The organism is Streptomyces sp. KR55 (assembly GCF_052245645.1).
Lineage (GTDB): Bacteria > Actinomycetota > Actinomycetes > Streptomycetales > Streptomycetaceae > Streptomyces > Streptomyces flavusporus.
In genome coordinates this window covers 1-12,009 of the sequence record NZ_JBQQCE010000045.1, presented here as the reverse complement: position 1 = coordinate 12,009, position 12,009 = coordinate 1, and the positions used below count along the sequence as shown (strand labels likewise).

Genomic DNA, 12,009 nt, shown 5'->3' with positions numbered 1-12,009 from the left:
ACCGCCGGGCTCCCGTCCCGGCACCGGGGGATTTTCCTGTCCGCCAGTGGAAGGAGCGCGGCTACCCGTGGGGTCCCATCGCCGCCTTGCACCGTCCGGGTTCGACCGGGGCGCCTGCGTGGCGCTGTCCGTCCTGTCGGCCACCGCGGCCGCCCTCGGCACCCTCCCGGCGCAGGCCGCGCCGCACGACGACACCCGCGCCGAGGTGGACCGCCTCTATGCGGAGGCCGAGAAGGCCACCGAGGCCTACAACAAGGCCGACGAGCGCACCGACGCACTGCGCGGGCAGGTGAGCCGGGCGCAGGACCGGGTCGCCCGGCAGCAGGAGCGCATCAACACCCTGCGGGAAGCGCTGGGTTCGCTGGCCGGCGCGCAGTACCGCTCGGGCGGCATCGACCCCTCCCTCGCGCTGCTGCTCTCCGAAGACCCGGACGACTACCTCGACAAGGCGTCCGTCCTGAACCGGATCAACGCCCACCAGGCCGGGCAGTTGAAGGACCTTCAGGAGGCCATGCGCGAACTCACCCAGGAGCGCGCGGAGGCGGCCGAGAAGCTCGGTGAACTGGAGAAGAGCCGCAAGGCCGTCGCCTCCCACAAACGCACCGTCGAGAAGAAGCTCGCCAAGGCCCGCCGACTCCTCAACGCCCTCCCGGACGACGAACGCGCCGCCTACGACCGGGCCTCCCGCTCCGGCCGCTCCGACATGCCCGACTTCGGCAGCGCCGTCCCCGCCTCCGGCCGTGCGGCCGCCGCGGCCGCCGCCGCCATGTCCGCGCTCGGCAAGCCGTACATGTGGGGCGCGAACGGTCCCAGCGGCTTCGACTGTTCCGGCCTCATGCAGTGGTCGTACGCGCAGGCCGGGGTGGCCCTGCCGCGTACCTCGCAGGCCCAGCGGGCGGCGGGCCGGCAGGTCCCGCTCTCCGAGGCCCGGCCCGGCGATCTGGTCACCTACCGCTCCGACGCCAGCCATGTCGCGATGTACATGGGCAACGGCCAGGTGATCCACGCCCCCTACCCCGGCGCGCCCGTGCGCTACGACCCGGTCGGGATGATGCCGGTCTCGGCGGTCACCAGGCCCTAGCACCTCCCCGTACGATCGGGAGGATGGCTGGTCGAGGGCGTGCGTCGGGATCCGGAGTCGTGGCGCTCTGTCTGCTGCTCGTCTCCCTGCTCGTCTCCCTGCTCGGCTCGCTGGTCGCCTGCGGCGGCCGGCCCGCCGCCGACCGCGCCGAGGCCGAAGTGCAGCGGCTGCTCGACCGGCGGGCGGCCGCGCTCCTCGACCACGACGAGAGCGCCTACCGGCGGACCGGTATGGCGGGGGGCTTCACCAACCTGCGCGCGGTGCCGCTCGCCGACTGGTCGTACGAGGTCACCGCCGTGCACCGCACCGGCGACACGGCCACCGCCGACGCCGAACTGCGCTACCGCCTCGACGGCCACGACAAGGCGCCGGTCACCGCCGGCCGCACCCTGGGCCTCGACCGTGCCGCCGACGGGCAGTGGACCGTGGTCTCCGACCGGCCCGCCCGCACGTCCGGCCAGCAGCTGTGGGACCAGGGCCCGGTGACGGTGGTCCGGGGCGAGCACAGCCTCGTGCTGGGCGTCGGCCGGTCCCGCGCGGCGCTGCACGCCTTCGCCGACCTGGGGGACCGCGCGGTGCCCGCCGTGACGGACGCCTGGGGCACCGCCTGGAGCCGGCAGGTCGTGCTGCTCGTGCCCAGGTCGCTGGAGGGGATGGCGGGGCTGCTCGGCTCGCCCGCCTCCTCCTACCGCGGGATCGCCGCCGTGACGACCGGCGAGACGGGGGCGGAACAGGCGCCCGCCGACCGGATCATCGTCAACCCCGACGCGTACGGGGTCCTCGGCGAAGTCGGCAAGCAGGTCGTCCTCACCCACGAGGCGACCCATGTCGCCACCCGCGCCCATACCAACGCCGCGACCCCGCTGTGGCTGTCCGAGGGATACGCCGACTGGGTCGGCTACCGCGACAGCGGGCGCCCCCCGGCCCAGGCCGCGCCGGAACTCGCCCACGCCGTGACCTCGGGTGACGTCCCGGCCGCGCTGCCGACCGACGCCGACTTCGGCTTCACCGGCGCTTCCACCTCGCTGGCCCGGGCGTACGAGGGCGGCTGGATGGCCTGCCGGATGATCGCGGACCGGTGGGGCGAGGCGCGGCTGGGCGAGTTCTACCGGGCGGTCGGCACCCACGAGAAGCGGGCGGGGGCGGTCGAGGGCGCGCTGAAGGACGTGCTCGGGACGACGCCGGAGGAGTTCACGGCGCAGTGGCGGCAGTATCTGCGGGATCAGTTCGGCTGAGGCGGGTCCAGCCGAGCGATGGCCTCTTCCAGCCACGCCCGCTCCGCCTCGCCCGTGGCCCGGGCCACCCGCAACATGCCCTGGCGGAACAGGTCGTCCGCCTCCTCCGCCCGTACGGGATCGCCGTCCCGGTAGAAGAAACTCGCCGACGTCTGCAGGAAGTCGAGGCGGCGGCGGAGTACGGCGGCCTGCTCCCGGCGGTCCGGCAGGTGACGCAGGAAGGCCAGCACCGTGTTGAAGCGCACCTGGTCCGTGATCTCCGCCGGTTTGGGGTGGCGCAGCCGCTCCAGCAGGTCCGCGCGGCCCTGGTCGGTGAGGGACAGCATGCGGCGGGGCGCCGCGCTCGTGCCCGGCTCGGTGTGCTGGTCGAGCTTGCCGGCCGCGAGCAGTCGGCTGATCGCCGGGTAGAGGGCTCCGTCGCTGACCGGGCGGACGTGGCCGGTCAGGGCCTTGATGCGCTCCTTGAGTTCATAGCCGTGCAGCGGCTCTTCGGCGAGGAAGCCCAGGATCGACAGCTCCAGCATCCGGCTTCGGTCCGGTACGACCGTGCTCGTCGCCCACGCCCGGGGCGCGCGGGATCCGGCCGCGGTGCGGGCGGCCGTGCGGGGCGGCTGGGCGTTGTGGGCGGTGGTCACGCCGGTGGTCGCGGTGGGCGGGTTCCTGCTGCGCGAGCCGCTGGCCCGGCTGGTCCTCGGCGGCGAGAGCGGTGCTCTCCCCCTGGCGGTCGGCTACTTCGCCGTCTCCCTGTCGGGCATGGCCGTCTTCTTCGCGCAGAACCTCGTCGACGGGATCCTCAAGGGCGCCGGCGACGCGAAGACCCCGATGCGGCTCGCACTGCTGGCCAACGGGCTGATCCTGGTCTGCGATCCCTGGCTGATCCGCCTGTACGGCGTCCAGGGCGCCGCCGCCTCGACCGTGCTGTGCCGGTTCGTGGCCCTGGCGGTCGGGCTGGCGGCGCTGCGCCGGAACGCGCTTCTGCTGGAGTGCGCGGGGATGGGGCCGGTACCCCGGACGAGGGCCGCGCTGCGCCGCACGCTGCGGACCGGGCTGCCCATGGCCGCCGACTTCACCGTGCGGCAGGGCGGGGCGCTGGTACTGGTCGCGATCGTGGCGCGGATCGGGGTGCCGGCCGTGGCCGCGTACTCGATCGCGTACAAGGTCATGTACGTGGCGACCATGGCGTTCTACGCGGTGCGGCAGGCCGCCGCCATCCACACCGCGCACCTGCTCGGCGCCGGACGCCGCGAGGAGCGGGCGGGAGGCCGTGCTCGTGGCCGGGGCGGCGGGGCTGGCGGCCGTGGTGGTGCTGGGAGTCGCAGCGCCCTGGATCATGGCCGCCTTCGGCGCCGGGCCCGCCGTCGCCCACGACGGGGTGCTGTTCCTGCGCTGCATCGGGCCCTGTCTCCTGCTCATGGCCTGCTTCATCGCGCTCGGCGGGGTCTTCGAGGGGAGCGGTGGCGCGCCCGTGCTGCTACGGGTGACGGTGGTTGGCACGGGACTCCAGCCGGTGCTGGCGTACGGGCTGTCCGGACTCGGGCTGCCGGGCGTGTGCCTGGCGTCGGCGCTCGCGATGGGAGTCCAGTGCGTGGCGGTCCTGGTGCTCTTCCGGCGGGCGCGACGTCAGGAGGAGACCGGGGTCTCCTCGGTGCGGGCCGGGTGACTGGGGAACGGGGCTTTCGTGGTGGGCCGGGACACCGTCGAGCGCCACAGGGTGCGGGCCGCGGTGAGTGTGGCGAGGACCAGGAGGCCGTTGCGGAGGAACAGGAGGGTGATGCCGAGGGTGTCGCTCGCGACGACGTGCGAGAACCAGAGCGGGAACTCCAGCACCGTCACGAAGGACGCCGCCAGGACAAGACCGGCCGGCAGCCGCATCCCGCTGCGGGGAAAGCACAGGCACACCGCCGCGAGACCGACCAGCCACACCAGGTACTGCGGGCTGATCACCCGGCTCGTGGTCGTGAACATCAGCACCGCCACGAACGCCGCATCCGCGAGCGTGTGCGACAGGAACCGTGAGGCCCTCAGCCGCCACAGCAGCAGCCAGCCGAAGGCCATCCCGGTGAGCGCCAGCGCGGCGGAGCTGACGACGTCGACGTACGGGCCGAGGAACTCCACCGAGCCGTAGTTGAGCAGCACCTGCCCGTCCCAGCCGTAGTGCCGCGCCACATGGAAGACGAGGGCGCCCAGCGACTCCACCTCGGTGCCCCGGTCGCGCTGGAAGGTCAGGAAGGCGAACGCGCCGGGCATGGCGAGCGCGAACAGCGCCGCGAGCGCCCCGGCCGTCACCGTCGCCGCGGCCCACGCCCGGCGCCGCACGGCACCGATCAGCAGCAGCACCGGCCACACCTTCAGCATCGCCCCGAACCCGGCCAGCGCCCCCATCAGCCGGGGATGCCGCTGGCCCGCGAGGAGCGCGGCCACCGCGGCGGCGGTGACCATCACGTCGTAGCGCGCGTACACGGTCGGGCCGAGCAGCGGTACGCCCACCACCCACACCCAGGCGCCGCGCACCGACCGGCCCGGCCGCAGGCCCGCGTACAGCAGCAGGGCGAGGACGACGAGGTCGGCGAGGCAGGCGAGGACGAAGAAGGCCTGCGCGTAGTCGAGGAAGAACAGCAGCGCCGGGGAGAGGACCGGCAGCGCGGCGGCGGGCGGGTACTGCCAGGTGACGTCGTCCAGCGGGAACGTTCCGGTGCGCAGCACCTCGTACCAGCCCTGGTAGATCACGGAGACGTCGCTGGTGACGTCCGGTCCGGGGAAGACGAGGACCTTGAAGACGAACAGGAGCAGTGCCAGGCGGGTCAGTCCCCAGATCACCAGCAGCCCTGCCAGGGACCGCGTGCCCTGCGTCCTGTCCACCGAAGCCCCTGTTCGTGGTCCGTGTCCGCCTTCGGGGCGCTGCCCCTCGTGTGCGGGGCCATGATCTCCCGGCCGCCTGTGCGAGAGCCGTGCAGCGCGGCCGTACCGAGCTGCGAGTGTACGTTGGGTAAGGTCGGCGTCGATGCGCAAGACCCTGATCGTGACGAATGACTTCCCGCCCCGGCCGGGCGGTATTCAGGCATTCCTGCACAACATGGCACTCCGGCTCGACCCCGAGCGGCTCGTCGTCTACGCCTCCACCTGGAAGCGCAGCCGGGAGGGCCTCGAGGCGACGGCCGCCTTCGACGCCGAGCAGCCCTTCACCGTCGTGCGCGACCGGACGACCATGCTGCTGCCGACGCCCGCCGCGACCCGCCAGGCCGTCGCGCTGCTGCGGGCGCACGGATGCACGTCGGTGTGGTTCGGGGCGGCGGCGCCGCTCGGGCTGATGGCACCGGCGCTGCGCAGGGCGGGCGCCGAGCGGCTGGTGGCCACCACCCACGGGCACGAGGCCGGCTGGGCCCAACTGCCCGCCGCGCGGCAACTGCTGCGCCGGATCGGTGAGTCCACGGACACCATCACCTACCTCGGCGAGTACACCCGGTCACGGATCGCCACCGCGCTGACCCCGGCCGCCGCCGCCCGCATGATGCAACTGCCGCCCGGGGTCGACGAGAAGACCTTCCATCCGGACTCCGGCGGCGACCGGGTGCGCGCCCGGCTCGGGCTCACCGACCGGCCGGTGGTCGTGTGCGTCTCCCGGCTCGTGCCGCGCAAGGGCCAGGACACGCTCATCCTCGCCATGCCGCGGATCCTGGCCAAGGAGCCCGACGCGGTCCTGCTGATCGTCGGCGGCGGGCCGTACGAGAAGGAGCTGCGCAAACTCGCTCGGGAGACCCGGGTCGAGGAGTCGGTCGTCTTCACCGGCGCGGTGCCCTGGTCGGAGCTGCCCGCCCACTACGGCGCCGGCGACGTCTTCGCCATGCCGTGCCGCACCCGGCGCGGCGGGCTCGACGTCGAGGGCCTCGGCATCGTCTACCTGGAGGCGTCCGCGACCGGCCTGCCCGTCGTCGCCGGGGACTCCGGCGGCGCGCCCGACGCGGTGCTCGACGGGGAGACCGGCTGGGTCGTACGGGGCGGCTCCGCCGAGGACGCCGCCGACCGGATCGTCACCCTCCTCGGGGACCCCGAACTGCGCCGCAGGATGGGGGAGCGGGGCCGGAGTTGGGTCGAGGAGAAGTGGCGCTGGGATCTGCTCGCGGAGCGGCTCGAGGAGCTGTTGTAGCAGCCGCCCCTGCACACGATGGCGCGGGTCCCCTTACCCGGAGGCCCGCGCCATGATGTTGCGTCACATGCCTTGCTACTTCTGGTAGATGGCCTCGATCTCGGACGCGAAGTCCTTCGCCACCACGTTCCGCTTCAGCTTCAGCGACGGTGTGAGGTGGCCCGACTCCTCGGTGAACTGTGAGGGCAGGATGCGGAACTTGCGCACCGACTCCGCCTTCGACACCGCGGCGTTGCCGTCGTCGACCGCGGCCTGGATCGCGGCCAGCAGGTCGGGGTCGTCCTTCAGTGAGGCCGCGGTGGAACCGGCCGGCTTGCCGTGCTCGGCCACCCAACGGCCCAGGAACTCCTCGTCGATGGTGACCAGCGCGCCCACGAACGGCCGCGCGTCGCCGACCACCATGCACTCCGCCACGAGGGCGTGCGCGCGGATCCGGTCCTCGATCACGGCCGGGGCGACGTTCTTGCCGCCGGCGGTGACGATGATCTCCTTCTTGCGGCCGGTGATCCTGAGATAGCCGTCCTCGTCGAGGGTGCCGACGTCGCCGGTGTGGAACCAGCCGTCGGCCAGGGCCTCCTCGGTCGCGCCCGGGTTGTTCCAGTACTCCTTGAACAGGTGCTCACCGTGCAGCAGCACCTCCCCGTCGTCCGCGATCCGCACCACCGAACCCGGCAGCGGCTGGCCGACCGTGCCGATCTTCTGCCGGTCCCAGGGGTTGAAGGCGGTGGCGGCACAGGACTCGGTCAGGCCGTAGCCCTCCAGGACCGTGAAGCCGATACCGCGGAAGAAGTGGCCGAGGCGCTCGCCCAGCGGGGCGCCGCCGGAGATGGCGTACTCACCACGACCGCCGAGCACCGCGCGCAGCTTGCTGTAGACGAGCTTGTCGAAGGCCTTGTGCTTGATCTTCAGACCGAGCGACGGGCCGGACGGGGTGTCCAGCGCCTTGCTGTACGCGATCGCGGTGTCCGCCGCCTTGTCGAAGATCTTGCCCTTGCCGTCCGCCTGCGCCTTGGCGCGCGCGGAGTTGTAGACCTTCTCGAAGACGCGCGGCACGCCCAGGATCAGCGTCGGCCGGAACGCGGCCAGTTCGTCGGTGAGGTTCTTGATGTCCGGGACGCAGCCCAGCTTGATCGGCGCCATCATCGGCGCGACCTGGACCAGCCGGCCGAAGACATGCGCCAGCGGCAGGAACAGCAGCACGCTGCACTCGCCGGTACGGAACAGCGGGCGCAGCCGCTCGACGATGTTGCCGCACTCGGCGAAGAAGCTGCGGTGGGTGAGCACACAGCCCTTGGGGCGGCCGGTGGTGCCGGAGGTGTAGACGATCGTCGCCGGGTCGTCGGCCTTCGCCAGCGAGCTGCGCTCCTCGACCGTGTCGTCGCTGAGGTCCCTGCCCAGGCGGCCCAGCTCCTCGACACCGCCGGCCTCGATCTGCCAGACGTGCTTGAGGGCGGGCAGCCGGTCGCGCACCGACTCGACGGCGGCCGCGTGCCCGTCCAGCTCCACGAGGCAGGCCGTCGCGCCCGAGTCGCCGAGGATCCAGGCCACCTGCTCCGGCGAACTGGTCTCGTACACCGGCACGGTGACCGCGCCCGCGCTCCAGATCGCGAAGTCGAGGAGCGTCCACTCGTAACGCGTCCGGGACATCAGGCCGACCCGGTCGCCCGGCTGGACGCCGGCGGCGATGAGCCCCTTGGCGGCGGCTCGTACCTCGGCGAGGAAGGCGGTGGCCGTCACGTCCTGCCAGCTGCCGCCGACCTTGCGGGCGATCACGGCGACGTCGGGATGCTGCGCGGCGTTTCTGCGGACGATGTCGGTCAGGTTGCCGTCCGAGGGGACCTCGTACAAAGCCGGAAGGCTGAACTCGCGCAAGACTGCTGCTCCTCATAGGGCGCCGGCGCCACGACGTTGTGTGATGCGACGGTCCGGTCCAAGGCTCGGGCAGGTGCTCAGGGATCCAGCATGAGCCGTAGGGGCCCACTTGTTGAAAACCTGAGCACGACTGGACTGCCCGGACGTTACCCGCCGGTATGGCGTCTACGACAGGGGGGCCCGGCGAGATGTTCGCTGCGTCACACTGATTGGTATTCCTGCGCGCACAGTAGTCCACGGATTTCCCCACTGGCGAGTAATCGCAGGTCCGGCCGCCACTGTTCACGTATGTCCCACACGCCTACCCTTGATCGCCATGGCACCCACACCAGCCGGCAACCGCAGGACGCGCATCCACGTGGTCAGCGATGTGCACGGCAACGCGCGTGACCTGGCACGGGCCGGGGACGGTGCGGACGCGCTCGTCTGCCTCGGGGACCTGGTCCTCTTCCTCGACTACGCCGACCACTCGCGCGGCATCTTCCCCGACCTGTTCGGCGTCGAGAACGCGGACCGCATCGTCGCCCTGCGCACCGCCCGCCGCTACGAGGAGGCACGCAAGTTCGGTGCCCGGCTGTGGGCCGGGGTCGGGGAGGACCGGGCGGCGGTGATCGAACAGGCGGTGCGCAAGCAGTACGCCGAACTGTTCGCCGCGTTCCCCACGCCGACGTACGCCACCTACGGCAATGTCGACATGCCGCCACTGTGGCGGGAGTACGCCGGTCCCGGCACGACCGTGCTCGACGGGGAGCGGGTGGAGATCGGGGGCTGGGTCTTCGGCTTCGTCGGCGGCGGGCTGCGCACACCGATGCGGACGCCGTACGAGATCAGCGACGAGGAGTACGCGGCGAAGATCAAGGCGGTGGGCGAGGTCGACGTGCTGTGCACGCACATCCCGCCGGAGGTGCCGGAGCTGGTCTACGACACGGTGGCGCGGCGCTTCGAGCGGGGCAGCCGGGCGTTGCTCGACGTCATCCGCCGCACCCGGCCCCGCTATTCACTCTTCGGCCATGTGCACCAGCCGCTCGTCCGGCGGATGCGGATCGGGGCGACCGAGTGCGTGAACGTGGGGCACTTCGCCGGGACGGGGCGGCCGTGGGCGCTGGAATGGTGAGTCCGCCTCCGGTATGCCCAGGTAGGGGTGACGTCGGGCCGGTCGGCGCGCGGTAGCCTTCACGCTGCACACACGTGCGCACGACCACCTCTTGCCGGACCGCATCTGGAGGAGCCACGGCGATGGCGGAACACACCAGCTCGAGCATCGAGATCGAGGCGTACCCGGCCGACGTCATGGCGGTGATCGCCGACTTCGCCCGCTACCCGGACTGGACCGGTGAGGTGAAGGAGGCCGCGGTCCTCGAGACCGACGCCCAGGGACGCGCCGAGCAGGTCCGCCTCGTCATGGACGCCGGCGCGATCAAGGACGACCAGGTGCTGGCGTACACCTGGACCGGCGACCACGAGGTCTCCTGGACGCTGGTGAAGTCCCAGATGCTGCGGTCGCTGGACGGCTCGTACCTTCTGAAGCCGGCGGGCACGGGCGCCACCGAGGTGACCTACCAGCTCACCGTCGACGTCAAGATCCCCATGCTGGGCATGATCAAGCGCAAGGCCGAGAAGGTCATCATCGACCGAGCTCTGGCGGGCCTGAAGAAGCGCGTGGAGTCGGGGGAGTAGCTCTCCCACGTAGTCCGCGGGCATTCGTGCCTCCCCCAGTGCCTTAAGGGCCTGGGGGGACCCCCAGGGCGGCACGGGTGGGCGCGGGCGGCACCCCGTCAGCGCCGGGCTGCGCAACCCCACCCCCCACCGGCCCCCACTCAGCCGCACCGCCGGGCCACGGAACCAGTCCCACGCCCAACCCCCCGGTACCGTTCAGCCCCATGCGCACCATCCTGATCACCGGCCCAGGCGGCACCGGCCGTACCACCGTCGCCGCAGCCACCGCGCTCGCCGCCGCCCGCGAGGGCACCCGCACCCTCCTCCTGAGCACCGACCGCACCGACACCCTCGGCGCGACCCTGGGCGCGGCGACCGGCCCGGCCCCGGTCGAGATCGCCCCGCACCTCGCCGCCTGGCGCCCCGACCCGGCCGCCGGCTTCCGGGACGACCTCGCCGCCCTCCAGGACCGCGCCTCCGCCGCCCTCGACCTCCTCGGCGCCTCCCGCCTCGACCCGGAGGAGCTCACCCCCCTGCCCGGCGCCGAGGAGATCGCCGTACTCCGCGCCCTGCGCGACGCCGCCCTCGCCGAGAGCCACGACCTCCTCGTCGTGGACCTGCCGTCCCTCCCGCACGCCCTCGCCCTGCTCGCCCTCCCTGAGGAGCTCCGCCGCTATCTGCGCCGTCTGCTCCCGCCCGAACGCCAGGCGGCCCGCGCCCTGCGCCCCGTCCTCGGCCGGCTCGCCGGCGTCCCCATGCCTGCGGAGTGGCTGTACGAGACGGCCGCCCGCTGGGACGTCGAACTCGCCGCCGTGGAGGCGGTCCTCGCGGACCGGGACACGACCGTACGGCTGGTCGCCGAACCTTCCCCGGCGGGCGCCGAAGCCGTCCACACCGCCGCCCTCGGCCTCGCCCTGCGCGGCCTGCGCCCGGACCGGCTGATCGCCAACCGGGTGTTCCCGGAAGAGGGAGGGGACGGCTGGCTCGCCGGTCCGCTCGCCCAGCAGCGCAAGGTCATCGACGAGTGGCAGACGTCGTACGACGTCCACACCGTCGCCCACCTGGGCCGCGACCCGCGCGGCCCTGACGATCTGCTGGCGCTCGCCGTACCGGAGGCCGGGCCCGCCGACGCCAGGGTCGACTGGCCCGTCGTCGACCGGCTCGCCCCGGACGGCGTGCTCGTCTGGCACATCCCGCTGCCCGGAGCCGTACGCGACGAACTCGACCTCGTCCGGCGCGGCGACGAACTCGTCGTCACCGCCGGACAGTTCCGCCGAGTCCTTCCACTGCCGTCCGCCCTGCGCCGCTGCACCGTCGACGGCGCGGCCCTGCGCGACGACGAGCTACGCATCCGCTTCGCACCGGACCCCGGGCTGTGGCCCGCGGCACGGTGAAGCGGCTAGGGCCTGTCCGGCGGATCAGGTCGCAGGAAACCGGCGGTGACTGATTGGCGCAGAGGGCGTGCCGGACCCCGCGTCTGCGACAGGAACCGCCGGACAGGCCCTGGGGCCGTTCGGGTAACGTCGTAGGGACAAGCCGTAGTCAGGAGTCCGCCATGAGCGAAGAGCGCCCCCCGTCCGACGCCGCTCAGGAGCAGGCGGCCGACGAGGTGCCGCCGGTCACCGACGACGACGCCTGGGCGACCGCGTGTGCCGAGGACCTCGCAGCGGAGAAGGCCCGCATCCGCGGCCAGTACGGCCCGCCCGCGGGCTCGGCCGCCGAGGAGCTGCGCCGGCTCGTCGACACCGTCGCGGACAAGCTGTCCGGCCTGCAGTCCCCACTGCTCGGGGCGGTCGCCGGGCCCGCCGCCCAGCAGGTGCTGCAGCAGGTCGTCCAGCAGGCGAAGGCCGCCGTCGAGCCCGTCATCGAACGCAACCCGGATGTCTTCGACCACCTGGCAGCGGCCGGCAACGAGCTGCTCGCCGCCTACCGCTCCGCGGTCGAGGCACAGGAGCGCCGCTGGACCGGCCGCATGGACGAGCTGGACGAGCCCGACGACCGCGACGACCGGGGCGAGGGCA

10 protein-coding genes and 1 pseudogene are annotated in these 12,009 nt (G+C 72.8%); 8 read left to right on the top strand and 3 right to left on the bottom strand.

Going from position 1 to position 12,009, the window contains the following annotated elements:
- Positions 1-67: 67 nt before the first annotated feature.
- A complete protein-coding gene (locus ACTWQJ_RS09460; RefSeq protein WP_443306176.1) occupies positions 68-1,081 on the top strand; it encodes an NlpC/P60 family protein in 1,014 nt (337 codons plus the stop codon).
- A gap of 23 nt (positions 1,082-1,104) precedes the next feature.
- Positions 1,105-2,316, top strand: coding sequence for a hypothetical protein (locus ACTWQJ_RS09455; RefSeq protein WP_443306175.1), 1,212 nt, complete (start codon positions 1,105-1,107; stop codon positions 2,314-2,316).
- Here ACTWQJ_RS09455 and ACTWQJ_RS09450 read toward each other — a convergent pair.
- Positions 2,304-2,840, bottom strand: a complete 537-nt coding sequence (locus tag ACTWQJ_RS09450) for a PadR family transcriptional regulator (protein ID WP_443306174.1) — start codon at positions 2,838-2,840, stop codon at positions 2,304-2,306. The genes ACTWQJ_RS09455 and ACTWQJ_RS09450 overlap by 13 nt on opposite strands.
- A 10-nt stretch (positions 2,841-2,850) precedes the next feature.
- Between ACTWQJ_RS09450 and ACTWQJ_RS09445 the strand changes: the two are divergent.
- Positions 2,851-3,976: pseudogene (locus ACTWQJ_RS09445) on the top strand (MATE family efflux transporter); the annotation flags it as partial.
- Here ACTWQJ_RS09445 and ACTWQJ_RS09440 read toward each other — a convergent pair.
- Complete coding sequence (locus ACTWQJ_RS09440) at positions 3,937-5,175, bottom strand: glycosyltransferase 87 family protein (protein ID WP_443306173.1); 1,239 nt, start codon at positions 5,173-5,175, stop codon at positions 3,937-3,939. The pseudogene ACTWQJ_RS09445 and the gene ACTWQJ_RS09440 overlap by 40 nt on opposite strands.
- Positions 5,176-5,317: 142 nt before the next feature.
- On the opposite strand from ACTWQJ_RS09440, the gene ACTWQJ_RS09435 reads away from it, so the two are divergent.
- The gene (locus ACTWQJ_RS09435) at positions 5,318-6,460 is read left to right on the top strand and encodes a glycosyltransferase family 4 protein (protein ID WP_443306172.1); all 1,143 of its coding nucleotides are present in this window, start codon (positions 5,318-5,320) and stop codon (positions 6,458-6,460) included.
- Between the two features lie 75 nt (positions 6,461-6,535).
- On the opposite strand, the gene ACTWQJ_RS09430 is transcribed toward ACTWQJ_RS09435, so the two are convergent.
- A complete protein-coding gene (locus ACTWQJ_RS09430; protein ID WP_443306171.1) occupies positions 6,536-8,332 on the bottom strand; it encodes an AMP-dependent synthetase/ligase in 1,797 nt (598 codons plus the stop codon).
- A gap of 316 nt (positions 8,333-8,648) precedes the next feature.
- On the opposite strand from ACTWQJ_RS09430, the gene ACTWQJ_RS09425 reads away from it, so the two are divergent.
- The 4 genes from ACTWQJ_RS09425 to ACTWQJ_RS09410 form a co-directional block, all read left to right on the top strand.
- Entirely contained in the window at positions 8,649-9,446 is a 798-nt protein-coding gene (locus ACTWQJ_RS09425) for a metallophosphoesterase family protein (RefSeq protein WP_443306170.1), read from the top strand.
- 122 nt (positions 9,447-9,568) lie between these two features.
- On the top strand, positions 9,569-10,009 hold the full coding sequence (locus ACTWQJ_RS09420) for an SRPBCC family protein (protein ID WP_443306169.1): 441 nt from the start codon (positions 9,569-9,571) through the stop codon (positions 10,007-10,009).
- A gap of 203 nt (positions 10,010-10,212) precedes the next feature.
- Positions 10,213-11,382: an ArsA family ATPase gene (locus ACTWQJ_RS09415; RefSeq protein ID WP_443306168.1), complete on the top strand. Its 1,170-nt coding sequence runs from the start codon at positions 10,213-10,215 to the stop codon at positions 11,380-11,382.
- Between the two features lie 161 nt (positions 11,383-11,543).
- Positions 11,544-12,009: DUF5304 domain-containing protein (locus ACTWQJ_RS09410; protein ID WP_443306167.1), on the top strand; the 466-nt coding region annotated here is incomplete at its 3' end.